The sequence below is a fragment of the Chitinimonas koreensis genome (assembly GCF_014353015.1).
Lineage (GTDB): Bacteria > Pseudomonadota > Gammaproteobacteria > Burkholderiales > Chitinimonadaceae > Chitinimonas > Chitinimonas koreensis.
In genome coordinates this window covers 3,490,872-3,515,139 of the sequence record NZ_CP060704.1, presented here as the reverse complement: position 1 = coordinate 3,515,139, position 24,268 = coordinate 3,490,872, and the positions used below count along the sequence as shown (strand labels likewise).

The following is a 24,268-nucleotide window of genomic DNA, read 5'->3' as shown; positions in this document are numbered from 1 at the left end:
TCTCGAGAGAAAGGGCGAATACGGTATCGATACCGTATCTAGCCCGAGTAAATTGCGCTAGCCTAGTCGGCCTTCAACTCATAGCTGGTACTACGTCCCCCTGACTCTGAGCGTTGCAGCACACCTTGCTCAAGTAGCTCGTTGATATCCCGCAGTGCGGTATCGGAAGAGCACTTCGCCAGCGTGGCCCACTTGCTGGTGGTGAGCTTGCCTTCAAACCCATCCAGTAGGCGGTTGAGTACCTTGATCTGGCGTGCGTTCAAGGGAGTGCCTTGCTGCCGCTGCCAGAATCGGGCCTTGACCAGCACGGCATCCAGCATCCCATGGGCGTGGTTTACCGCTTCACCCAGCATCTGGAAGAACCACAGCAGCCACTCGGTGACATCCAGCGTGCCTTTCTGCGTGCGTTCCAGCATATCGTAGTAAGCCTTGCGCTCGCGCTGGATCTGCGCGGACAAGCTATAGAACCGCTGTGGGCTGCCATCAGCACGGGCCAGCAGCAGATCACCAATAGCACGGGCAATGCGGCCGTTGCCATCATCGAACGGATGCAAGGTAACAAACCACAGATGGCCCAGTCCGGCGCGGATCAAGGCCGGCTCCGTGGCCTTGGGGTCATTCATCCAGGATAGAAAGCGCTCCATTTCTGATGCAAGGTACTCCGCAGGCGGCGCTTCGTAATGCACCTTTTGGCGCCCGACTGGACCTGACACCACTTGCATAGGCCCATGGGCGTCATCCCGCCATATACCGGTGCTGATCTTGCTAAGACCGGAATACCCAGTTGGAAACAGCGCCGCATGCCATGCGAAGAGGCGTTCTGTGGTGAGTGGGCGAGCACTGTTGCTCGTGGCGTCGAGCACCATATCCACGACACCCTCAACGTGGCGATCAACGGGTGCGAGAGAGCCGATGTCCACCCCTAGACGGCGAGCGATGGAAGAACGTACCGAAGCGACGTTCAGGTGTTCGCCCTCGATCTCGCTGGTTTTGAGGACGTCATCCGTCAGCGCAGCCAAGCAGGCCTCGTCGCGCAGACCAAAGCCTATGTCGGCTAATCGACCTAAGAGCAGCCCTTGAGCATGACTGACCCGCGCCATTGGCTCAGCCAACGCTGCGAGATCGTAGCGCCAGCGGGGCCAGTCGGAAGCCTGCCAAATGTAGAGATAATCGCCGCTATTCATGCGGTGATTATGGTGGTCATTCACCGCGTAGGCAAGCCATTCACCGCAAAAACAGCGTCGAATGAAGGTGGCGCGTCGCAATGATGGGGCTTCCAGATATATTGGGCTTTGCTGATGCAAGGTGCTTGAATACACTGGTTCTAAGCATTAGAAGACTGACTTAAGGTGAAAACTTATAAGTCGCACTTGAGGAGGGCCCAGACGGCCCGTGTGGAAATGACGTCAGGGGTATGCGCATGGCAGAAATCGCAATGGATTCCCAAGGGAAACCAGTCGAAGAGCAATCAGAAGCGGCTCAGCAAGAGGTCGTTCGTGAACTGAAAATCGAGGCAGCACTCGCGGCCAAGCTGAACTTAGCTGACTTCCAAAACGCTGTCCCTCTCATTCGAGAGCTTCGCGTCGTCAGCACGTTGGAGCAGGATTCGAAAGCGCTCGAAGTAGTTCTCGAAGCGATCCCCGCCTTTGTAAAGCCACGAACTTGGCGCTTAGACTCGGTCGGCGCAGGCCAGACCTATCGACTACAAGATCTAGATGTTCAGCTAGACGGTGTTTTGTTTAGTCGCTTGACCGAGGCTGAGCAGGCAACGGTAACAATCACCCTCCGGCACGTTGAGGCTCAAGCTCCCGATCAGCCTGCCACGGTGAGCAAGACGGTAGAGCTGCTGCCCCGAAATCAATGGGGTGGCATTGCATACATGCCGGATATGGTTGCGGCATTCGTCCAGCCGAACGAGCCAGCGATTGACCGTCTGTTGAAGAAGGCGGCTGACGTACTGAGAGAGCACGGAAAAGATGCCGCCCTGGATGGATACAAGGGCGGGGCAAAGCGAGCCTGGGAGCTTGCATCGGCGATTTGGGGTGCAGTTGTGGCCATGAAGCTCGACTATGCGCTGCCGCCAGCAAGCTTTGAGCACACTGGTCAGAAGATTCGTTCTTCTGGGCAGATTGCCGACTCTGGGCTTGCCACCTGTCTCGATCTTACGTTGCTGTTTTGCTCCGCCATCGAGCAGGCAGGGCTAAACCCCATTCTCATATTTACGCGAGGACACGCTTTCGCCGGCGTATGGCTAAAGGCGGAAGAGTTCTCAACAGCGGTCGTTGATGATGTGACCGCATTGCGTAAACGGGTAAAGCTTAAGGAGTTAGTGCTTTTCGAGACGACGCTCGTTACGCAGCGTCCGCCCGTAAGTTTTCTGTACGCCACTGAGCATGGCGCAGGCCAGATCGCAGAAGAAAAAGCAGAGTCTTTTGAGCTGGCGGTTGATGTTCGTCGAGCGCGGCTCCAACGTATCAAGCCCCTTGCAAGTACTGACGCTCAAGTTGTCGCAGCACAGACAGAAACACCTGAATCAAGCGGGGTGGCGCCTTTTGAGGAGGCGCCTGAACTGCCGGATGAGGATGATGACATTCAGGATGTTGCGTCCTTGGATCCCAAGGATCGTTTGGCGCGCTGGCAACGCAAACTGCTTGATCTCTCTCTCCGTAACAATCTGCTGAATTTTAGGGCCGGAAAGAAATCCTTGAAGCTGGAGGCTCCGGACCCTGGCGCGCTTGAGGATTTGGTCGCAGATGGGAAAGAAATTAAGTTACTGACTCGCCCCGATCTGATGGACGGCTCCGACCTTCGAGACCAAGCCATCCATGAAAGTCGCGAGCGTGAGAATCTTCGCAGGGCACATGCACTGGATGCGCTTAAACGGCGAGAAGTTTTTGTCGGGCTTGCTCAGGAAGAGTTGGATGTTCGTCTGGTTGAGCTGTATCGAGCAGCAAGAACGACTTTGCAAGAGGGTGGCGCAAACACGCTATTCCTGGCGCTCGGCTTCCTGAACTGGACTCGAGATGACAAACCCGATCACAAGTATCGGGCGCCCCTCATCCTCATTCCCGTTACGCTGCAACGTAAAAGTGTCCGATCTGGATTTACCCTGACACTTCACGACGACGAGCCTCGCTTTAACCCAACGCTCGTCGAGATGTTGCGACAAGACTTTAAGCTCGAGCTCGGCATCAAAGAGGGAGAGCTAGATCGTGATGAGTCGGGATTGGATATCGCCAAGATTTGGCGAACTGTTTCTGCAGCCATTAAAGATATCAAGGGTTGGGAGGTTTCAGAGGACGTGGTGCTATCCATGTTCTCATTTGCCAAATACCTGATGTGGGTTGACCTGGTACAGCGCACTGATCAGCTAAGGCTCAACCCTGTCGTCAAGCATCTCATCGATACGCCCCGTGATCCCTATGCGGGACATGCCAGTTTCCCGAGTCCCAAAACGTTGGATCGTGATTTTGGGCCGGAACACACCTTCTGCCCCTTGCCCGCTGACTCCTCTCAGCTATCGGCAGTAATGGCGGCTGCTAGAGGCAAAGACTTCGTCCTTATTGGTCCACCTGGTACGGGTAAAAGCCAGACGATTTCCAATCTCATCGCCCAATGCCTTGCAGAAGGTAAACGGGTTCTATTTGTCTCGGAGAAGATTGCCGCACTGGACGTAGTGTATCGACGACTTCGTGAGGTGAAATTGGGCGAGTTCTGCCTAGAGCTGCATTCCAGCAAAGCCCGAAAACTTGACGTCTTGGCTCAGCTAAAAACATCGTGGGAGGCGCAAGGCGTGATCGATGCTGATGCCTGGAAGGCAGAAGCCGAGCGACTGAAGACCTTGCGCGAACAGCTGAACGGTTATGTTGAGCGCCTGCATCATCGGCATAGCAATGGTCGTAGCATCTATGAGGCCATCGGTATAGTCGTTGAGGGTGTTGATGTCCCCGTTGTAGGGCTTTCCTGGTCGTCTCACGCAGCGCATAGCGTGAAGGACACTGACACATTAAGAGACGTGGTTGATCGCCTTGAGGTAAACGCTTCGGCTGTTGGTCAACAAGCGTTGGCATCAGGGCCGCTCTCGCCGATTCAGAACGGCGACTGGTCGCCAACCTGGCAACAGGCACTGATCGATGCAGCAAAGGCGGTGATTCCCATTGCCGAAAACGTCCGTTCGGCCGCGCTGAGTTTTCTCGACGTCATTGTCCTTTCTGCTGTGGTTCTAACCAAGCGGCCGCGTGCTGCATTGGCTGCGCTCTCTCGTGCTTTGCCTCAAGCAGCAGGGAAAGACTGGAGATTTGTATTCCGACCTGACGCAAAGGTGATTTCAGAGCGACTTCAGGAGGGGAGCAAACTACTCGTAGAGCACGATGCACTGACAAAGCAACTGTCCTCTGGGTGGCCAGTTACGTTAACTGCAAATGTGGAAGCGGCGCTGGGCGTGTTGGCACAGCGACGCGAAGTCCATAGCGCGCTCGCATTACCCTGGCCACGTGAAACACAAGATGGTCTGCGTAAAGGCATTGACCTGTTTGAACAGATTGGCAAGTTGGAGAAAAGACTATCCGTACGTTACACGGACGGTATTGAGCAGCTAAACGTGTACCAACTGCAGCGCGAATTCGCAAAGGCTGAGCAGTCTCTTTGGCCAATGTCTTGGCTTGGGAAGCGGAAGGTGCGGCAAGCGCTTGAGGCATTGGTCGCAGGGCAAGGCGAGCCCAATGTCTCAGATGACTTGGCTGCGCTTGTTGGTATCCGAGATACCCGAAGTGAGATTGCAAAACTAGATATTGGTCCTGAAGTAGTTGGACTATGGCAGGGATTGAAATCCAGACCTGAGCATTTGCGTGCCGCTTTAAAGCTTCAAGATGCGTTGAAAGCGGCCCGTGAACGTGGGACATGGTCCGACGATGGGTTGGACGTGCTGGCTGCAGGACGAGCGGGCGAGGGACTTGCACTTGAAGTGCAAAAGCTTAGAAAGCTGGCCGAGCTCGATCAAGCAGTCAATGAATTCACCGGACTGGAAACGCAGACGGATGGGCTTTGGAAAGGTTTTGATACCAACGCATCTGCCTTGCAGGCGGCGCTTCAGTTTGCCAAGCGACTGGAAGTGATTCGTCCATGTGGCTATTTGGAGGAGGATATCCCCGAAGTTGCACAGGGCATCTGCGGTCAGCGCTTTTACCAAGACCACACGACATTACGCCTCCGCGCTTCAGTCGAAAGTAAGCTCAAAGCTTTTTCAGAGCTAAAAGACGCGACTGGCGGGCTCTGGCGTGATCTCGAAACGGATATCCATGAGGTGGACAGGGCTGTTAGTTTTCAGGGGGCAATCGCTACCGCGATTGCTAATCTCGCGGCAGGCCCTGCAGACATTCCGAGCATCTCTTCTGCGCTTCAACATCTGGTCGTTAATGGTAATGCACTGCTCGATCACGACGGTCCCGTCGTGGCGGCTGGTCAGAAGTACATGGTCGCTTGGTCCAAGCTTCAGCCGGCTATCGATCAATTAGCACAGCAAGGTAGTTTTTCAGAGCAAGGGCATGCTGATTTTAGTGAGACCGATCTTGCCTCCTTGCTTACTCATTGCAATGCGATTCTCCAGCAGGAAACAAAGCTGAATGCGTGGTGCGCATGGAGGAAAGTCAGGCAACAAGCGGTTTCTATTGGCTTAGAGCCTTTGGTAGCCAGCATAGAAGCTAAAAGGGTAGAGCTCGGCACTATTCGTACCGCTTTTGAGACGAACTACTGCCGTTGGTGGTTGAATGCCGTCGTGGACAATGAACCGGTAATTCGAACCTTCGTTTCTGCGGAGCATGAGAAACGCATCGCTGATTTCCGTCGCCTTGATGAGAAGTTCACTGAGTTAACCCGCGCCTGGGTGCGTGCGAGTTTGTGTTCTGGTCTTCCTTCTCAAGACGATGTCACGCGAAATTCTGAGTGGGGTTTGCTGCGCCGAGAGATCACCAAGAAGCGCGGACATTTGCCACTGCGCGAACTCATCAGCGGCATTCCATCTGCACTGACCAAGCTCACTCCTTGCTTGTTGATGAGCCCGCTCTCAATTGCCCAGTTCCTCGCGCCAGATACTGAGCAATTTGATGTCGTGGTATTCGACGAGGCCTCTCAGATTGCAGTCTGGGATGCAATTGGTGCAATTGCTCGTGGTAAGCAAGTGGTGATGGTGGGTGATCCCAAGCAATTGCCCCCACAGCCTTCTTCGATAGGGCGGAATCTTCCTCCGATGATGAAGATGTTGAAGGCGAGATGGAGAGCATTCTCGATGAGTGCCTTGGTGCCAACTTGCCAACTCTCAATTTGTCTTGGCATTACCGAAGCCGTAATGAAAGCCTTATCGCATTCTCAAACCATCGCTACTACGGCGGTGGCTTGGTCACGTTCCCGTCACCGGTAACTGAAGATCGTGCGGTGAGTTTTCATTTCACCAACGGGGTGTATGAGAAGGGCGGCGCGAGAATCAACAAACCGGAAGCTAAGGCGCTGGTTGCGGACATTGTCGCTCGCCTTAAGTCTCCAGGATTCCGTGAGTCTGAGCTGACTATCGGTGTCGTGACGTTTAATACCGAGCAACAAAAGCTCATCGAAGATTTACTTGATGAAGAGCGGCGGAAGGATCCCTCTCTAGAGCCGTATTTCTCGGAGGCTGAGCTTGAACCTTTGTTCGTCAAGAATTTGGAAAGTGTTCAAGGTGATGAGCGGGACATCATGTACTTCTCGATTACATACGGCCCAGACCCGAGCGGTGCGGTGTCAATGAATTTTGGACCGATGAACCGTGACGGCGGTGAGCGCCGTTTGAACGTAGCTATCACACGAGCTCGCCAAGAACTGCGAGTGTTCTCCAGCCTCAAGTCGGAGCAGATGGATTTGTCCCGCACTCAGGCGCACGGTGTCCGAGACTTGAAGCACTTCCTGGAGTTTGCGGAGAGAGGTCCCGGGCGCTGGCAGAAGTTACACGCGGTAGCTTGGGAGACTTTGAGAGCCCCTTTGAGGAGGCCGTAGCAGCAGCGTTGGCCGCGCGGGGTTGGGAATTGCATACCCAAGTCGGTGCATCTGCGTTCCGTGTTGATCTCGGGGTGGTTCATCCAGATGCGCGTGGCACGTACTTGACGGGTCTTGAGTGTGATGGCGCAACTTACCACCGCTCCGCCACTGCTAGAGACCGAGACAAATTGCGGGAGCAAGTCCTCAGAGGTCTTGGCTGGGAGATCTTGCGCGTATGGTCGACGGATTGGTGGGTGGATAGACCGGGCACGCTAGATCGTTTGGATCAGCAGTTGAAGACATTGCTGGCGTCAAGCCGAGCACGGCGTGCGCTCGAAGAAGAAAGGGAGGCCGCAAAGCAGGCTGCTGACGCCGCAATCGCTAAGGTAAATAGCCCCACTGTTTCCAGCGATGCGCAAAAGCCGGCATCAAGCGATCCCACTACAAGTAAGCTGCCCTTGGGCGAGGCCCATGCAGAAGAACAGTATGCTCGCAATGCAGCTGCAAAAGCGGTAGGAAGTGCGAGCCGTCCACAGATGGCATTTGTAGAGACAGACCTTTCTCATTTCGCAACAACTACGAACGCTGATGCTTTTTTTGACCTGTCATACGAGCCTGTACTGGCCGAGATGATCGCGCTGATCGTCGCGACAGAAGGACCAGTCCTTGATGCGGTGTTGGCGCGCCGGATCAGCAGAGCTCATGGATGGCAGCGCACGGGAAGCAGGATCGTGGAGCGCGTAGAGGAAGTTGCCCGCAAGTGCTGCAAAACATCTGAAGAAGAGGTTGGTACTTTCTACTGGCCCGAAACAACGGCTCCAGGCTCGACGGTATTGTGGCGGCCACCGGCCGACGAGCAGCAGCGGGCGATTGACGAGGTTTGCGCCGAAGAGCTTCGATCCCTTGCCACCCTAGTGTTTGATCCGACCAAAGGTGAAGAGTGGACGCTGGTGCAGATGGCAAGACAGCTTGGGCTCATGAAACTTCGGGCAGCTAGTCGCCCACGACTGGAGGCCGCAATCCGTGCGATAACTGCTTGAGCGGAAAGTGGCGGCACATAATGTAGAGGACGGTGACGCGAGTGAAAAATTATGCGTCGTATTCTGCTGGCAATGAAAAATTGTGTGTCGCCATCTCGCAGAGGTGGATGTCGTTCTTGTGGCTAAGGTACTGATTTTTATAGTGTGCGAATGAAAAATTGTCTGTCGCCCGATGTTGTCTGATTTGAAAAGCCTTGCATATGCAAGGCTTTTTATTTGGAGATTTTACAAGTGCTGCTCAATGTGGGGTATGGGGATTATTCTGTTTGTATGTGCAGTTTCCCTAAGAAGCTGCTGCATTGCAAGTCCTCCTATAATGGGCCAAGCGCTACAGTCAATATGCTCCCAACGTATCGGCTTGGCTACGATTCGAACCTTATGTGGGACGCGCCCCCATCTTTCTATTCCGGGTGCTTCGTAGCCTGAATTTAAAGCTCCGCGCAGCTATGAAAATTTTAAGAGATGAGCATTGAATGCATTATCTGCTTGGGATGGAAGAATTATTCTAATAGGCAGAATACGAGCGATAGCCCATTGGAAGAGATCGGATGAGCACGTATTCTTGTTGTGACGCTTCAAATGCTCTTGAAATCGACGTTTCAAATTTATGCTTTGACCTACATAGCAAGCTTTCTCTTGATCCTTTTGAGCGACTAGCGCATAGACCCAGTAATTATCAAAGTGCTTCTCAAGGGGCTATCCGTCGTTTTTTACTCATCTATTTTTATCCTTGGGAGGAGAATGGTTACTCATCAATACTTGACGAAAATGATTTAGGCTCGTACTGTCCAGTGAACGCTACGGAACAGCTCGGATGGCGAGTCGGCGCCTAGTTAACCACAGAAGGTTTCAAATTTAAGGAGGATGCTGTGGCAGAAACAATCAATATTGGTGATATTGCTGTTAAGATTTCAAAGGATATATTTAAACATTTCTTATGGGAAGCCCATTCGAAGAGGGATGATAATTTTGAATGCTCGAATTCAGAGCATAAGGGAGATGGGGGACGAGCAAATCGACTCATCCAGGCGATGTGGTATTCATTTATAGGGATCCATATCTAGGGAAAAATATCTATCTTCATACTGACTTGAAGAGCTATGCGAAGGATTCGCTTACATCAACCGCACTTCGTAAAGCTTTTAAGTCGCTTTGTATGACTATAGATTGTGCTAGGAACTCATCCAAATGGCGTGAGAAATACTCTGTTGATAATGCGGAACCGCATGAGGTCCGGGGTTTATTATTCATGCATAATCATGACAATGGCTACGATAAGCCATTTTATGAAGTGATAGATAAGATCGATCTCTTTGCGTTGCCAATTTCGCCGGGAGCTATATTGCATTATTTTGGTCCCAGGGATATTCAGCGGCTCTATAATATAGCTAACGATATGCTTCGATTGAAGGCTGAGAATGAACTACCTAAGGAGTATACATTTTATTATCCTGATTTGGTAATGACTCGGCGTCAGGGAGATGTATGGCAACAGCCTGCAACAATTGAAGCATTGACAAGTCCATACCTCATAATCAAACACGACTCCGTTGAGGACTGTAATAAAGGCTATCTGATTTATTATAATGCGCCAGCGAAGGATTCAGAGGAGTTCGAATATTTTCTCGACAGTCTCTCTCGTTATCAAATGTTAGAGTCGGGAGAGAATATTAGAATTCGTGTTACACGTGAAGATGCACCGAATGACCTGAAGAGCATTTTTCACTTGGCAAAGAAAAGGTACGTTAAAGCGTGGGGTTTGATCCTGCACGGGAACTGATTCTAAACAAGATTGAAATTGATCGAATTGCTAGCGTAACTAGTACCTACAATCCAGGTGATTTGGGGTGGCGAGAATGAGAAAAAGCACACATGGTCCTTCGCTCTATTATGCAACTGATAAGAATGTTTTTGATGCGCTAAATCAGCATAAGGTTGATGTTCCTACAGTCCTGAAGCTTTTTGAGAGAAGAAATATTGTTATAGGGAAGAAAACACCTCGAGAGGATTTGGCCCGTTATTTTTCCAGGTTAACTCATGATTATTATGATCATCGAGCGATTGCATCTCGTTTGGGCGTCGTGCCTAGACGTGAACGTATTACTACGATGGATGTGATTGGCACAAGTAGTACTGATGAGCTACTCAGTACTGATGAGTTACTCATTGCAATCGAACAGTTGAAAGTAGAGATGGAAAGCGCTGGTGATGTGGTACAAATTACTCGTCACGAAGAAAAACTAACTGTTGAGGTTCAATATTCAACAGTTGATTATAAGAGGAGCGAGTTTGCGCAAGTGCAAGTTCGTGATGGGATTATTGAGTTTGAAAAAACTGAGAAAGGATTTGTAGTTAGAAATACGCACAATGATTTTTTAGAGCAAGCTCGAGACTCCCTTCTCGGGAAGGTGGAGAAAGTGATTGATGCGCCATTGTCGAGGGTTGCGGTATCATTGTTTGATATTCCTTCAGTAAAATTAAGATCGAAGTTTTTTCATGAATTGGCTATGTCTTTGCCTGGTTACAGTAGACGCGATGTAACTGATGTGTATGTATATAAGCCCAAACCAGACCAAGATTTAAAGGATGGGGAAGATACTAATGAAGAAGATGAGGGTGCGCACATTGAACGCGTCTTTTTACGAGGGAGTGGTGTATCTCGGTCTCAACTTCTTAATGAATTATTGGATGAGGATGACTATTACATCGTTAAGATGGGATGGCTGGCAACCGAGGCAATGAATGATGGTCATGTTTATGACATTGAAGCAGTTTTTGCTAATCCAAAGGACTGTACTGGTTTTTCGTTTATTTTGAGTGGCGTATTTCCTCTGGAAAATGGGAAGATTTCTTCACGAAAGCGTACACCAACTAAAGAAGAGATCGATAAGATTTCTCGTGTTATTGAGGCAAGGGCGCGATCCTTAATCTCTTCTCTTAAAGAGGAATATAATATCCTGGATGCTGGGGGGTGTAATGCAAACAAGATATCGTTGGTACTATATTCGTATTCCCAGTGGTGCCGGTGATCTAAGTAAGCTAATCGGGGCAGTGCCCTTCACCGCTGGAGTGGGCTTTGGATTTGCTCTTGCTGAGAGTGAGTTTGGTTTGCCTAGATTTCGCTTTTTTTGGCGCACCAATGTTATTGTTACTAAGTTGGAAGAGGATGGGTTCCGGCTTATGAGCTGGTATCAAGTATAAGCTTTACGGATTTTGCACTCATAAGTGCCGATGGTGGCCTCTATTTAAGAGTCGAAAATCCAGGGAGAAATATTCGTGACTTATTAAATTCTCTTGAGGAATTGGTTGGGCTGGGATTCACAGTAAAGCCAATAACCTTTAATGGCGGCAAAGTAACTAGCCTCTTTGAACAAGTGGGTGCAAGTAAATTGGTTGGTTTAAAGGTGGTTGGCGCTGTAATTAAGGATGATGTGGTTGCACGTATGGAATTTGCATCTAAGCAAGGTATGGTTGTTGAGAATATGAATTTACTTGATGGGGTGAATTATAAGATTGAATCTGCTGTGTTTGAGGTGATATATGAAGGGATTCGAGGGCAGGTTTCATTTGGATCTACTGGGTTGGTAAAAATAAGTGGGAAGATAACGCCTAAGTTAGTGAATTTGATTGAAATGGATTTGTCGGACTTTTTATAGTTGAGTTGTACTCTTTCTATATGACTTTTGCATTTCTATGTATCAATTTACGCCATGAACATTACCCTCGACCACCTCCCCACCCGCAAACGCGACCAACTCCAAACCGCTGTCGAGATCATCCGCGAGCAGCTCCAGCCCGACCTGATCATCCTGTTCGGCAGCTACGCACGCGGTGACTGGGTCGAGGTGCCGGAGCCGGGGACGCCGTTCTATCGCTACCAGAGCGATTTCGACCTGATGCTGGTGGTGCGAAACGATCACGAAGTGCGGCGGATGCGGCGCAAGGAGTCGATCCGCAAGGTGCTGCGCGGGCAGGTGGGGACGCCGGTCAGCCTGATCTACGAGGACATCCACCACGTCAACGCCTGCCTCGCCAAGGCGCGCTACTTCTACGTCGACATCTACAAGGAAGGCATCGTCCTTCACGACAACGGCAAGCTGAAGCTCGATAAGCCAAAGGAGCTGACGTCGGCCGAACGGCGTGTGCTGGCCCAGGAGGCTCTGGAGCAATACATGACCAGGGCCGACGAATTCTTCGTGACCTACGAAGTGATGCGGGACCGAAGCGCCTATGCGACCGCGGCCTTCCTGCTCCACCAAGCCTGCGAACGTCTCTACTGCTGCATCCTGCTGGTCTACACCCACTACAAGCCGCGCACCCACGATCTGGAAGACCTTGGCGACATGGTCCACGCGATCGATCCGCGCTACCTGCCGGTCTTCCCGACCGGCCAGCCCGAAGAGGTGCGCCGCTTCGAACTGCTGCGCGACGCCTACGTCGACGGCCGCTACGACGCCAACTACCGCATCACGGCCGAGGAGCTGGCCTGGCTGGCCGAACGCGTGCAACTGCTGCGCGCGCTGGCCGAGCAGCATTGCCCCGAGACGATCGCCGGATTCGTCGATCGGGCGGAATAGGGCGCCACTGCGGGCACTAGCGGCACATGAAAAAGGGACGCGCAATCGCGTCCCTTTTGTTCGTATGCCATGCCGGCCAATATCCCCGCCTCACAGCGACCGCAAGAAAGCCAACAAAGCCTCCCGATCCTGCATCGACAAAGCCTCGAACCGCTGCCGGCTCCGCGTCGCCTCGCCGCCGTGCCACAGGATCGCCTCCTGCAGCGTGCGCGCGCGGCCGTCGTGCAGGTAGCCGACCTTCTTCTCGTCCTCCTGCACCTTGGCGGTATAGCCGATGCCCCACAGCGGCGGCGTCCGCCACTGGCGGCCGCTGGCCTTGCCTTCCGGCAGGTGGTCCGCCAGCCCGTCGCCCATGTCGTGCAGCAGCAGGTCGGTATAGGGCCGGATGGTCTGGTTGCGCAGCTCGGCGAACGGATGATTGTTGCCGGTCTTCATCTCGGCCGTGTGGCAGGCGGTGCAGTTGGCGCTGGCGAACAGGCGCCGGCCGGCCTGCACCTGGGCGGCGTTGACGTTGTGCTCGGGCAGCGGGGCGACACCGCGCGGGAAGCCGCTCGGCAGGCTGCGCTGGGCCGGCACGGCCAGCAGGGCCAGGTAGTCGATCACCTTGCGCAGTTCCTCCTCGCTCACGCCGGGCTCGCGCGCGCCGCCGCGGCAGTCGGCCACGCCGGCGTGGCACGACTTGCGCGGGTAGACCGGCGAGGTGACCGACATGTCGTGCAGCAGCGCCGAGGCGACCTGGCTGCGCAGGCTGGCCTGGGCGGCCTTCCAGCCGAAGCGGCCCAGCCGCACCTGGCCGGTTTCCGGGTCGAACACGTAATTGGCGGTGCCCTTGATGCCGTCGGCGTCCGGCGTGCTGCGGGCACGGGCAAGGATGTCGGCCTCGGGCACGGCTTCCAGCAGGCCGGCGCCGATCATCGGCTGGGCGCTGCGCAGCGAGTACAGCTCCGGCACCGGCCCTTCGAAGCCCAGCCTGGGCTTGCGCAGCTCGACCCGCGTGCCGTCGGCGAGCTGGACGGTGCGCGTTTCGAAGCCGGCGACGCGGACGCCGGTACCCCAGTCCTGCGGCGTGCCGGCGGCGGACTTGGCGTTCATCTGCACGCTGGCGCCGTACAGCGCATGCGGGTAGAGCCTGCCGTCCTTGCCCAGTTGCGCGGTGCGGACGCTCATGCCGTCCAGCCGCTGGTTGAGGTCGACCGGCGCCGTGCTGCGGCCGTTGTTGGTATGGCAGCTCACGCAGCGGGCCTGGTTGAAGAAGGGGCCGGCCTTGCCCTTGGCCGCGGTGTAGTCGTCGTTGCCGTTCTCCTTGTGCTTGCCGGTGAAGAAGTCGGTATGGATCAGCCGGCGGCCTTCGACGAAGCGCTGCATGTTCTGCATGCCGGCGTGGTTGTGCGGCTGCTGGAACATGAAGGCGCCGTTGTCGGAGTAGTTGTACGACACCGAGCCCTCGCCGCCGGACAGCGTCTCGGCCGGCAGCGGCGCGTTCATCAGCCGCGGCTGCACGCCGTAGGACGGGCGCAGGCCGACGCCGACCACGTAGGTCCATTCGCCGGCGTAGTAGCGGATGCCGCCGCTGTCGCCGATGGCCTGCATCACTTCCTTGGTCGAGAAGAAGGAGGGCGAGACCTCGATGACGTCGCCGACCGCCAGCGGCCGGCCCGGCACGTGCTTGCCGTTGGGCAGGCCGTCGGCGCCGATGTCGCCGTGGCCGGGGTAGCCGTCCACCGTCAGGCTGCAGCCGTTGTTCAGCACGTTGGCGTTGAGCAGCTTGCCGTTGGGCGGGTAGGCCACCGGCGGGCAGAGCTTGAGGCTCTTGTCGGCCAGCTCGCCCGGCGCCATCCAGCCGTAGCCGGTGACGCCGGGCCGGTCGAAGGCGCGGAACCAGGCCACGCCGCCGGGCAGCTGGGCCTGCGGGAAGTACTGGTTGACCCGCAGCCGGGGCCGGGTCACGCCGGCGACGCGGCTGTCGTCGACGATCTCGAAGCCCCAGGTGCGGTTCTTGAAGTATTGCGGCACGAAGGTCAGGAAGTTGCCCGGCCCCTTGTCGACCGCGTTGCCCTGCGCGTCGACGGTCTCGTTCGGCCCGTAGCCGGCCTCGTTCCACTCCTCGCCGCGCTCGCGGCCGTGGCGGGCCAGGCCGCGCACGCCGAAGCGCGTCACCAGCGTGCCGTCGGGCAGGCTGAACTGCAGCGTCTCGACCGGCGGCTGCGGCTTGTGCAGCGGCACGATCGCCTCGTTGCCGACCGGGTTGACGTAGGCCACCGGCGTGCGCAGCGGCAGGGTGTTGGCGGGGCCGGGCGCGCGCACTTCGATCTCGAACAGCGAGTAGCCGTACTGGGTGGCGCGCTTCACGCCCAAGAGGCGCAGATAGCGGCCCTTGGCGCGCAGGTTGAGCAGCTCCTCGGTGCCGCCCTTGCCCTCGTACACATGCCGCACCGGGGTCCATTTCGCGCCGTCTTCGGAGGTCTGGATCTCGTATTCCAGGCCGTAGGCGTTCTCCCACACCAGCTTGAGGGCGCCGATCTCGCGGCTCGCGCCGAAGTCCAGCTGCAGCCAGGCGTCGTTCTGCGCCTTGCTGGCCCAGCGGGTGGCGAGGTTGCCGTCGATCGCCTGGCCGGCGCCGAGGCCGCCGTTCTCGGTCGGCGACGAGGTCGCCTTGACGGGCACCAGCACCGCGCCGGGCTCGCCGGGCTGGGTCGGGACCGGCGTGGTCGGCGGGACCGGCGTCGGGGTGGGGACCGGGGTCGGCGTCGGGCTGGCCGGCGAGCCGGCATAGGCCTGGATCTCGAGGATGGAATAGCCGTACTGGGTGGCGCGCTTGAGGCCGTTCACGCGCAGGTAGCGGCCGCTGGCGTTCAGGTCGCGCAGGTTCTCGACGCCGCCGGCGCTGCCGCTGATGGTCCGCACGGTGGTCCAGGCGCTGCCGTCGTTCGAGACCTGGAGCTGGTAGCTCTGGGCGTGGGCGTTCTCCCAGTCGATCTGCACGCGGCTGATGGCCACGATCTTGCCGTAGTCCAGCGTCAGCGATTGCGCATCGCTGAAGGCGCTGCCCCAGCGGGTGTCGAGCTTGCCGTCGATCGCCTTGCCGGCGCCGAGGTCGCCGCGCTCCTGGCTGCTGGCGCTGGCGGCCACCGGGACCAGCGCGGTTTCGGCCGCGGTGGCCTGGGCGTTCTGCGGCGCGCCGGCGGCGGCGACCTTGGCCTGGACCGGCGGCGCAGCCGCCGCATCCGGGGGCTGGGCGGCGTCGTCACCGCCGCCGCTACAGGCCGTCAGGCCCTGGGCCAGCGCAAGGGCCAGCAGCGTCGGCTTGCCGACGCTTGTCCACAGGTTCGAAATTTGCATCTCCATACTCCTCCGATTCGGCGCCATAAGGGTTCCAGGGGTGGCGGCCCTGGTGGCGTATCAGTCGAGCATAGAGCAGTTCTATGACATCGAATTATCTATTCAGCGTTCTCTGATGAAGTAAAAATACCGTTGTGTTGTTGCGTGGGTGCTGGGTCGTGGTGTGAGATGAACTTCGGACAACTCCGCCTTATGTGCTGATGGCAATCGCTTTGGGTTGAGCATCGACGCTGGCGATGTAGTCGCGTGGCAGCACTGGCTACGTACAAGGGTCGCCATGAAGAGGGATTTATCCCTTTAAGTCCCTAACCGCCGAGTCGCACGCGATCCTTCTCCCGCGCGCGGGAGAAGGTGGCCCGGAGGGCCGGATGAGGGCTGTTCTTCGTAGAACCAACCCTCACCCTACGCCGGGCGCCCCTCCCCGTTTCTGCATGGCAGAAACGGGTGCCTCTCCCGTGCACGGGAGCGGGGCTAATTGGCTCTCGGTGTGCTTAGGGACTTATGTAAGTCCCCATTGAAAAGGGACGCACAATCGCGTCCCTTTCGTTTGCAGGCACTGCCGCGCCGCGGTCAGCCCGGAATATCGGGCTCCACCAGCGTCGCCAGCTGCGCCAGCGATTCCTGCCAGCCCAGGTAGCACATCTCGACCGGGATCACTTCCGGCAGCCCGCTCTGCTCGATGTTCAGCTCGGTCCCGCACGACACGGCCTTCAGCGTCACCGTGACCAGGATCTCGCCCGGCAGGTTCGGGTCGTCGAACTTGTCGGTGTACTGGATCAGCTCGCCGGGCACCAGCTTCAGGTACTGCCCGCCGAAGGAATGCGCCTGGCCGGTCGAGAAGTTCTCGAACGACATCCGGAAGCTGCCGCCCACTGTCGGCTCGAGGTGGTCGACCGTGCAGGTGAAGCCGTAGGGCGGCAGCCACTTGGCCATCGCGGCCGCGTCGAGGAAGGCGCGGTAGAGCTTCTCGGGTTTGGTGCGCAGCACGCGGTGGAGGCGGACGGTTCCGGTTGCCATGTTGAAACTCCTGTCGTGGGGGATGGGATTCGATCGATCCGGTGGTGATCGCTGCGCGATGCTTCTGCGCCATGTGCCGCTCGCAACCGGTCGAGGCCGGCGTTCGCGTGGCGACCCGCGTCCGGATGGCTAGGGGGATGGACTTCGCGAGCCGGGGATCGTGCGCGCGGCCGGGCTTGGATCGGCTCGACGGTCTGCGGTTCGAATGTCGTTCAGTGCTAATGCACCGCATAGGGAAAATCAAGCCGGGCCGGCTCGAGTCGCCGTCACGTCACGGCTCCGACCATATGGCTGCGTGGCCCGGCCTATCGCCGGAGATGAGTTCGGCCCCGCTCTCGAATGAGCCGGATCGAACCTGCTGGGCTTTGCTGGGCGACCGGTGCTTCAATACACTTTTCGAACGGGCAGGAAGGCCGGTCTGGTGCCTACGAGCCGCATTCCGGGGAGGGCCCTCGATGGCCTTTGCCCATGATGAATCCAACGTGATGACAGGGCATGGTCGAGATGGCATTGGATTGCCGCAGAAATCCGACCGGGCAGACGATGAGGCTGGTGCGCGAGGGCTGTCACCGATGACCCTCGACTTCGCTACCCTCGACGCGCTGCGCACCCACCACCCCGCCTGGAGGTTGCTGTGCTCGGACCATGCCCCGCTGGTGGCGAGCTTTCTGCACCGCGTCTTCATCGCACCCAATATGCGCGTGGCGGCGGCCGCGGATCTGGCCGAATCGCTCGAGGACGAGCTGTACGCCCTGCGCCTGCAATTGGGCGAGACGGCCTTCCCTAAGCCCGCGCTCGATTACCTGAACGATTGGGCAGCTGCCGACAAGGGCTGGCTGCGCAAGTTCTACAAGCCGGGTACCGACGAAGCGCAGTTCGACTTGACGCCTGCCACCGAGAAAGCCATCGCCTGGCTGGCGCAACTGTCGGAACGGCAGTTCGTCGGGACGGAGTCGCGCCTGCTCACGCTGTTCGATTTGCTCAAGCAGATGAGCGAGGGCAGCGAGGCCGATCCGGCCCGGCGCATCGCCGATCTGCACCGCAAGCGCGACGAGATCGATGCCGAGATCTCGCGGGTGCTGGCCGGCGATATGCCGTTGCTGGACGACACGGCCATCAAGGACCGCTTCCAGCAATTCATGCAGGGTGCGCGCGAGCTGCTCGCCGATTTTCGCGAGGTCGAGCACAACTTCCGCCAGTTGGATCGCCGGGTGCGCGAGCGCATCGCCCTGTGGGAAGGCAGCAAGGGGATGCTGCTGGAAGAGATCATGGGCGAGCGCGATGCCATCGCCGACTCTGATCAAGGCAAGAGCTTCCGCGCTTTCTGGGATTTCCTGCTGTCCAGCCGGCGGCAGGAGGAATTGACCGGGCTGCTGGAACAGGTGCTGGCCTTGCCGGCCGTGGCCTCGCTGCAACCCGATGCCCGTACGCGCCGCATGCATTACGACTGGATGGAAGCCGGCGAGCACACCCAGCGCACCGTGGCTGCCCTGTCGCAGCAGCTGCGCCGCTTCCTGGACGACCAGGCCTGGCTGGAGAACCGCCGCATCATGGACATCCTGCACGGCATCGAAAGCAAGGCTCTCGCATTGCGCGAGGCATCGCCCGCAGGCCAGGTCATGGAGATGGCCCAAGCGCAGGCCGATATCGAACTGGCGATGGAACGGCCCTTGTTCACGCCGGCCACGAAGCCGGTGATCGCCGGCCTGGCCTTGCTGGCGGGCGACGAGGAGATCGATGCCGGTGCCTTGTTCGAGCAGGTGGTGGTGGACAAGATGCGGCTGATCCGCCATATCCGCCAGGCCTTGCAGGACAAGGCGCAGATCACCTTGCGGGAGCTGGTGGACGGCCAGCCGCTGGAGCAAGGACTGGCCGAGCTGGTGACCTATCTGCAATTGGGCAGCGACGTCTTCGCCACCGTCGTCGTCGAAGAGGTGCCGGAACCCATCCAATGGTCGGCGCCGGATAGCGACGGCGAATCCGTCGTCCGTTCCGCCCACTTGCCCCGGCTCGTTTTCATGCGCTGAACCCGGGAAATCAGAACATAAAGGATCCTATCCGGATGGAAGAGGAATATGCCGGCGTGCCGGCACCGGCGCCCGATCTGTCGGCACTGCTGATCGGCTTGCTCAAGGGTGTGCTCTACCGCGAGAGCGACGAGCGCAGCTGGGGGCGCTGCTGAACCTGCAGTCCCGGGTGCGCGACTACGTGGCCGTGCTGAACCTCGAGCTGGTGCTGGACGAAGCGGAGGGGTATGCCTTCCTCAAGAGCCGGCCCGAGCCGCCGGACGACGATCCGGCGCCGCGCCTGCCGCGCCTGATCGCACGGCGGCCCCTGTCGTTTCCGGTCAGCCTGTTGCTGGCCCTGTTGCGCAAGAAGCTCGCCGAGTTCGATGCCGGCGGCGGCGACACCCGGCTGGTCCTGAGCCGCGACGAGATCGTGGAACTGGTCCGGGTGTTCCTGCCCGAGGGTCCCAACGAAGCCAGGCTGATCGACCAGATCGAGACCGTCGTCAACAAGACGGTGGAACTGGGTTTCCTGCACCGGCTCAAGCCGGCCGGTGGCGCTGCCGCGGGGCCGGCCAGCTTCGAGGTGCGCCGCATCCTGAAGGCCTTCGTCGACGCGCAATGGCTGGCCGATTTCGACGCCCGGCTGGCGGCATACCGGTCCGCGCTGTCGGGCGCCGGCTCCGGCAAGGAGGCGCGCGATGCATGAGGCGCCGTCGTTCGACCTGGACTTTGCGGTTGACGATGCATTGTCCGGCTTTCGCCTGGTCCGGCTGGAAGTGCTCAACTGGGGCACTTTCGACGGCCGGGTGTGGACCCTGCAACTGGACGGCAGGAACGGGCTGCTCACCGGCGACATCGGCTCGGGCAAGTCCACGCTGGTCGACGCCATCACCACCCTGCTGGTGCCGGCCCAGCGCATCGCCTACAACAAGGCCGCCGGCGCCGACAGCCGCGAGCGCACCTTGCGCTCCTACGTGCTCGGGCATTACAAGTCCGAGCGCAACGAGGTGACCGGGACGGCCAAGCCCGTGTCCTTGCGCGACCACAACAGCTATTCGGTCATCCTCGGGGTATTCCACAACGCGGGTTACGACCAGACCGTGAGCCTGGCCCAGGTGTTCTGGATGAAGGACGCCCAGGGCCAGCCCGCCCGGTTCTTCCTGGGGCGGAGCGAGGGCTGGCCATCGCCGCCGATTTCGCCGACTTCGGCAGCGACATCGCCGCCTTGCGCAAGAAGCTGCGCGGAGCGGGCGCCGAATTGCACGACAGCTTTCCGCCCTACGCCGCCTGGTTCCGCCGCCGTTTCGGCATCGAGAACGACCAGGCGCTGGAGCTGTTCCACCAGACGGTATCGATGAAATCGGTGGGCAATCTCACCGATTTCGTGCGCAGCCACATGCTGGAGCCGTTCGAGGTCGCGCCGCGCGTGCAGGCCCTGATCGGGCATTTCGACGATCTCAACCGCGCCCATCAGGCGGTGCTCAAGGCGCAACGGCAGGTGGAACTGCTGACGCCGCTGGTGGCCGACGGCAAGCGCCACGGCGAGCTGTTGATCGAGGTCGACCGGCTGCGCCACTGCCGCGACAGCCTGCGCGTGCATTTCGCCGGTTTGAAGCATGGCTTGCTGGTCAAGCGCCTGGGTCTGCTGAATGACGAACTGGGCAAGGTCGATGGCCAGGTCGGCAGGCTGGATGCCAGCCGCGAGGAGCAAAGCCTCCGGATCGACGGGCTCAGGCAGGCGATCAGCGACAATGGCGGCGACCGGCTGGAACGGCTGGCGGTCGACATCGGCAGGAAGGGGCAGGTGCGCGATGCGCGCCGCATCAAGGCGACGCGCTACGACGAACTGGCGACCGTGCTGGGGGAGGCGGTCGTCGCCGACGACGAGGCCTTCGCCGCGCAGCGGGAGCGCTTCAAGATCTGGCGCGACGACGTCGAGAACCGGGAAGCCGACCTGCAGAACGAGCTGACCGATCACACCGTGACCCTGCGCCAGGGCAAGTCGGAGCACGATCAACTGACGGCCGAAATCGACAGCTTGAAGAAGCGGCGCAGCAATATCGACGATCAGCAGGTCCGGATTCGAACCGAGTTGTGCGCGGCGCTGGGCTTGAAGACCGAGGACATGCCGTTCGCCGGCGAACTGATCCAGGTCCGTGAAGACGAGCGCGACTGGGAAGGCGCGGCCGAGCGCCTGCTGCGCGGCTTCGGCCTGGCGCTGCTGGTGCCCGATGCGCACTACAAGGCCGTGGCCGGATGGGTGGACGACAGCCACCTGCAGGGGCGCCTGGTCTATTTCCACGTCCGGCCGCGCAAGTCCGACGCGTTGCCGGAGCTGCATCGGGATTCCCTGGTGCGCAAGCTGGCCGTCAAGCCCGATTCGCCCTATTACGACTGGCTGGAGCAGGAGCTCGCCAAGCGTTTCGACGTGGCCTGCTGCGCCACCCAGGAGCAGTTCCGCCGGGAGCAGCGCGCCATCACCCGCGCGGGCCAGATCAAGGATCCGACCGGCCGGCACGAGAAGGACGATCGCCGCCGCATCGACGATCGCAGCCGCTATGTGCTGGGCTGGAGCAACGACGCCAAGATCGCCGCGCTGGAGGGGAAGCGCCGGCTGCTCGAAATCCATCTGGGCGAAGAAGGGGGCGGATCGGCGACATCAAGGCGGAACTCAAAAAGCTGCAAGGCCGGCGCGATGCCCTGGTGGGCCTGCAGGAATTCACCCGCTTCGAAGAGCTCGACTGGCGCAGCGTAGTGGCGGAGATCGCCGCGCTCGAGGACGAACGCGGCCAGTTGGAACGGGCCTCCGATGTTCTCAAGCAGCTGAACGAACAATTGCAGGCGCAGCGGCAGGCGCTGAAAGCCACCGAAGACGGCCTGCGGCTCGCACTCGAGAAACGCGGAGACGTGCTTCAGCGGCAAGCCGCCGCGCAATCGCTGCGCGAACAGGCCGAGTCGCTGATCCGCGGCGCCGTCATCGACGCTTCCTTGGCCGATACGCTCGAAGCCTTGCGGGCCGAAGCGCTGGGCGAGCATCAACTGACGGTCGAATCCTGCGACAACCGCGAGCAGGACCTGCGCGGCTGGCTGCAAGCCCGGATCGACAATGAAACCAAGGCGGTGAACCGGCTGGCCGAGAAGATCATCAAGGCGATGGCCTCGTTCAAGGAAGAGTTCAAGCTGGAGACCGCCGAGATCGATGCCAGCCTGGAAGCCGCGTTCGAGTACGAAAACCTGCTCGCGCAGCTGAATCGCGACGATCTGCCGCGCTTCGTCGCCCGCTTCAAGGAACTCCTGAACGTCAACACCATCAACGAGATCGCCAATTTCAACGCCCAGCTGGCGCGCGAGCGCGAGACGATCAAGGAACGCATCGCCCACATCAACAAGTCGCTGGGCGAGATCGACTACAACGTCGGCCGCTATATCGTGCTGGAATTCCAGCACAGCCCGGATGCGGAGATCCGCGATTTCCAGCAGGAACTGCGTGCCTGTACCGAAGGGGCGGTGACCGGTTCCGACGAGGCCCAGTACTCCGAGGCCAAGTTCTTGCAGGTCAAGGCGGTCATCGACCGGTTCCGTGGGCGCGAAGGCTTGTCCGAGCAGGACCGCCGCTGGACGGCGAAGGTGACCGACGTACGCAACTGGTTCCTGTTCGCCGCCAGCGAGCGCTGGCGCGCCGACGGTGCCGAGCACGAGCATTACTCGGATTCGGGCGGCAAATCCGGCGGCCAGAAGGAAAAGCTGGCCTACACCATCCTTGCCGCCAGCCTGGCTTACCAGTTCGGCCTGGAATGGGGTGCGGTGCGCTCGCGCTCCTTTCGCTTCGTGGTCATCGACGAGGCGTTCGGGCGGGGCTCGGACGAGTCGGCGCAATATGGCCTGAAACTGTTCCGTCAGCTCAATCTGCAATTGCTGATCGTCACCCCGCTGCAGAAGATCCACATCATCGAGCCGTACGTTTCCAGCGTCGGGTTCGTGCATAACGAAGGGGGCAGGGCTTCGAAGCTGCGCAATCTGTCCATCGAGGAATATCGGCTCCAGAAAGCGGCCATGGCGCCGCGCAGCGCCGAGGCGAGCCCTTGATGTGGACCTCGCCCAATGATCTGAAGGTTCAGCTGCTGCGGTTGTGGGAACGCGGTGAATTGCTGCGCGATGCAGTGAGCGGCGCGTCGCGCTTCCCCTTGCGGCTGGTGCTCAAGGGGCCGGGGTCGGCCGACCTGACGGATCGTTTCGAAGCCGTGCGGGCATGGGTATCGGAATTGGCCGCCGGGTTCCCGTTCCGGCTGGAGTGGCAGGAGGTGCGTCACCGGGTGCAGGGCTTGCAGCGGCTTCCCGCAAGCGTCTGGGTCGATTCGATCGAAGACGCCGTCGGCTGGATCGGGAAGCGGCGCGATTGGGCGCGTTTCTCCGTGCTCATCGAAACGAGCCGGCAGAGCCATCCCTCGCTGCTGCCCTGGCTGGAAAGGCGGCCATTGCAGGCGCTCGAGCTGGCCGGCGAATGGCCGCGGCTGCTGTCGGTGGTGGACTGGCTGAGGGCGCATCCGCGTCCCGGCCTCTATCTGCGCCAGGTGAACGTGCCGGGCGTGCACACCAAGTTCATCGAGGCGCACCGTTCCGTATTGGCCGAACTGTTCGATCTGGCCCTGCCGACGGACTGCGTGGATGCGGCAAGGACCGGCGTTGCCCGGTTCGAGGCCCGATACGGTTTTCGAGAGAAACCCTTGCGCATCCGCTTCCGGATACTCGACCCGGACGTTCATGCGCTACCCGGCACCTCCTGCCCGGACATCGCCCTGGATGCGGACAGCTTCAGCCGGCTGGCGCTGGATGTACGGCAGGTGTTCATCACGGAAAACGAAGCCAATTTCCTGGCATTGCCGAACGTTCCCGGCGCGCTGGTCATATTCGGCTCCGGCTACGGCTGGGAGGCGCTGGCCGGGGCGCGTTGGCTGGAGCGATGCGCAATCCACTACTGGGGCGACATCGATACCCACGGCTTCGCCATCCTGGATCAGTTTCGCGGCTACTTTCCCCATGCCGCCTCGTTCCTGATGGATCGAGCGACCCTGGATGCGCATGCGGCGTTGTGGGGATACGAGGACGCGCCGAAACGCAGCGACCTGCGCCGGCTCACGTGGGACGAGCAGGATCTGTACGACGCGCTGCGGGATGACCGCATCCGTGCAGGCCTGCGGCTGGAACAGGAGCACGTGGGCTTCGACTGGGTGAGCGGAGCGCTCGGCCGGTTGCGTCGGTGATGGCTTGTCGGGGTGGTGAT

The 24,268-nt window shown here is 58.9% G+C and carries 17 protein-coding genes and 2 pseudogenes; 15 read left to right on the top strand and 4 right to left on the bottom strand.

All coding sequences use genetic code 11. The features are described from left to right. Positions 1 to 62: 62 nt before the first annotated feature. Entirely contained in the window at positions 63 to 1,265 is a 1,203-nt protein-coding gene (locus H9L41_RS14515) for a Fic family protein (RefSeq protein WP_308417293.1), read from the bottom strand. Positions 1,266 to 1,420: 155 nt separating this feature from the next. Here H9L41_RS14515 and proA point away from each other — a divergent pair, with 155 nt between their 5' ends. From proA to H9L41_RS24940, 4 genes and pseudogenes are all read left to right on the top strand, one after another. After that, positions 1,421 to 6,415 (top strand): anti-phage protein ProA, encoded by a 4,995-nt coding sequence (gene proA / locus H9L41_RS14510; RefSeq protein WP_265583793.1) that lies wholly within the window; start codon positions 1,421 to 1,423, stop codon positions 6,413 to 6,415. Further along, positions 6,304 to 7,023, top strand: a complete 720-nt coding sequence (locus H9L41_RS24950) for a DEAD/DEAH box helicase (protein ID WP_265584060.1) — start codon at positions 6,304 to 6,306, stop codon at positions 7,021 to 7,023. The genes proA and H9L41_RS24950 overlap by 112 nt, the downstream gene beginning before the upstream one ends. Beyond that, positions 6,987 to 7,241 (top strand): annotated as a pseudogene (locus tag H9L41_RS26230) (PDDEXK-like endonuclease domain-containing protein); the annotation flags it as partial. The gene H9L41_RS24950 and the pseudogene H9L41_RS26230, both read left to right, overlap by 37 nt. A gap of 57 nt (positions 7,242 to 7,298) precedes the next feature. Then, positions 7,299 to 8,045, top strand: a complete 747-nt coding sequence (locus tag H9L41_RS24940; protein WP_265584059.1) for a DUF3320 domain-containing protein — start codon at positions 7,299 to 7,301, stop codon at positions 8,043 to 8,045. 444 nt (positions 8,046 to 8,489) lie between these two features. On the opposite strand, the pseudogene H9L41_RS26225 reads toward H9L41_RS24940, so the two are convergent. After that, positions 8,490 to 8,666, bottom strand: a pseudogene (locus tag H9L41_RS26225) (hypothetical protein); the annotation flags it as partial. Between the two features lie 248 nt (positions 8,667 to 8,914). On the opposite strand from H9L41_RS26225, the gene H9L41_RS26495 reads away from it, so the two are divergent. The 5 genes from H9L41_RS26495 to H9L41_RS14485 all read left to right on the top strand — a co-directional run bounded on the left by H9L41_RS26495 (position 8,915) and on the right by H9L41_RS14485 (position 12,622). Further along, a complete protein-coding gene (locus H9L41_RS26495) occupies positions 8,915 to 9,109 on the top strand; it encodes a PD-(D/E)XK nuclease domain-containing protein (protein WP_506256282.1) in 195 nt (64 codons plus the stop codon). Continuing rightward, the gene (locus H9L41_RS24935; RefSeq protein WP_506256281.1) at positions 9,079 to 9,825 is read left to right on the top strand and encodes a PD-(D/E)XK nuclease domain-containing protein; all 747 of its coding nucleotides are present in this window, start codon (positions 9,079 to 9,081) and stop codon (positions 9,823 to 9,825) included. Before H9L41_RS26495 ends, H9L41_RS24935 begins: the two co-directional genes overlap by 31 nt. A gap of 76 nt (positions 9,826 to 9,901) precedes the next feature. Continuing rightward, positions 9,902 to 11,074, top strand: coding sequence for a hypothetical protein (locus H9L41_RS14495; RefSeq protein ID WP_187523432.1), 1,173 nt, complete (start codon positions 9,902 to 9,904; stop codon positions 11,072 to 11,074). 273 nt (positions 11,075 to 11,347) lie between these two features. After that, positions 11,348 to 11,701 (top strand): hypothetical protein, encoded by a 354-nt coding sequence (locus tag H9L41_RS24930; RefSeq protein WP_265583791.1) that lies wholly within the window; start codon positions 11,348 to 11,350, stop codon positions 11,699 to 11,701. Between the two features lie 54 nt (positions 11,702 to 11,755). Next, positions 11,756 to 12,622 (top strand): HEPN domain-containing protein, encoded by an 867-nt coding sequence (locus H9L41_RS14485; RefSeq protein ID WP_051318624.1) that lies wholly within the window; start codon positions 11,756 to 11,758, stop codon positions 12,620 to 12,622. Positions 12,623 to 12,712: 90 nt separating this feature from the next. Here H9L41_RS14485 and H9L41_RS14480 read toward each other — a convergent pair whose 3' ends face one another. Beyond that, entirely contained in the window at positions 12,713 to 15,961 is a 3,249-nt protein-coding gene (locus H9L41_RS14480) for a di-heme oxidoredictase family protein (protein ID WP_157461768.1), read from the bottom strand. A gap of 570 nt (positions 15,962 to 16,531) precedes the next feature. Beyond that, complete coding sequence (locus tag H9L41_RS14475; protein WP_028444429.1) at positions 16,532 to 16,978, bottom strand: SRPBCC family protein; 447 nt, start codon at positions 16,976 to 16,978, stop codon at positions 16,532 to 16,534. 455 nt (positions 16,979 to 17,433) lie between these two features. Between H9L41_RS14475 and H9L41_RS14470 the strand changes: the two genes are divergently transcribed. From H9L41_RS14470 to H9L41_RS14455, 6 genes are all read left to right on the top strand, one after another. Next, entirely contained in the window at positions 17,434 to 19,005 is a 1,572-nt protein-coding gene (locus tag H9L41_RS14470) for a DUF3375 domain-containing protein (RefSeq protein ID WP_308417292.1), read from the top strand. A 139-nt stretch (positions 19,006 to 19,144) separates the two neighbouring features. Next, positions 19,145 to 19,693, top strand: a complete 549-nt coding sequence (locus H9L41_RS14465) for a DUF4194 domain-containing protein (protein ID WP_308419668.1) — start codon at positions 19,145 to 19,147, stop codon at positions 19,691 to 19,693. Next, positions 19,686 to 20,345 carry an ATP-binding protein gene (locus H9L41_RS25800; RefSeq protein WP_308419518.1) on the top strand — a complete coding sequence of 220 codons (660 nt, stop codon included), beginning with the start codon at positions 19,686 to 19,688 and terminating at the stop codon, positions 20,343 to 20,345. The genes H9L41_RS14465 and H9L41_RS25800 overlap by 8 nt, the downstream gene beginning before the upstream one ends. Next, positions 20,246 to 21,742 carry an ATP-binding protein gene (locus H9L41_RS25795; RefSeq protein WP_308419517.1) on the top strand — a complete coding sequence of 499 codons (1,497 nt, stop codon included), beginning with the start codon at positions 20,246 to 20,248 and terminating at the stop codon, positions 21,740 to 21,742. Before H9L41_RS25800 ends, H9L41_RS25795 begins: the two co-directional genes overlap by 100 nt. Next, positions 21,691 to 23,073 carry an ATP-binding protein gene (locus tag H9L41_RS25790; RefSeq protein WP_308419516.1) on the top strand — a complete coding sequence of 461 codons (1,383 nt, stop codon included), beginning with the start codon at positions 21,691 to 21,693 and terminating at the stop codon, positions 23,071 to 23,073. The genes H9L41_RS25795 and H9L41_RS25790 overlap by 52 nt, the downstream gene beginning before the upstream one ends. Next, complete coding sequence (locus H9L41_RS14455; RefSeq protein ID WP_308417290.1) at positions 23,073 to 24,248, top strand: DUF3322 domain-containing protein; 1,176 nt, start codon at positions 23,073 to 23,075, stop codon at positions 24,246 to 24,248. The genes H9L41_RS25790 and H9L41_RS14455 overlap by 1 nt, the downstream gene beginning before the upstream one ends. Positions 24,249 to 24,268: the final 20 nt, after the last annotated feature.

What these genes read in the sequence shown, in the direction of transcription:
- H9L41_RS14485 (WP_051318624.1), top strand. Translation starts at nt 11,756, where the DNA reads ATGAACATTACCCTCGACCACCTCCCCACCCGCAAACGCGACCAACTC.
- H9L41_RS14455 (WP_308417290.1), top strand. Translation starts at nt 23,073, where the DNA reads ATGTGGACCTCGCCCAATGATCTGAAGGTTCAGCTGCTGCGGTTGTGG.
- H9L41_RS14475 (WP_028444429.1), bottom strand. Translation starts at nt 16,978, where the DNA reads ATGGCAACCGGAACCGTCCGCCTCCACCGCGTGCTGCGCACCAAACCC.
- H9L41_RS14495 (WP_187523432.1), top strand. Translation starts at nt 9,902, where the DNA reads ATGAGAAAAAGCACACATGGTCCTTCGCTCTATTATGCAACTGATAAG.
- H9L41_RS25800 (WP_308419518.1), top strand. Translation starts at nt 19,686, where the DNA reads ATGCATGAGGCGCCGTCGTTCGACCTGGACTTTGCGGTTGACGATGCA.
- H9L41_RS14470 (WP_308417292.1), top strand. Translation starts at nt 17,434, where the DNA reads ATGGCCTTTGCCCATGATGAATCCAACGTGATGACAGGGCATGGTCGA.
- proA (WP_265583793.1), top strand. Translation starts at nt 1,421, where the DNA reads ATGGCAGAAATCGCAATGGATTCCCAAGGGAAACCAGTCGAAGAGCAA.
- H9L41_RS14480 (WP_157461768.1), bottom strand. Translation starts at nt 15,961, where the DNA reads ATGCAAATTTCGAACCTGTGGACAAGCGTCGGCAAGCCGACGCTGCTG.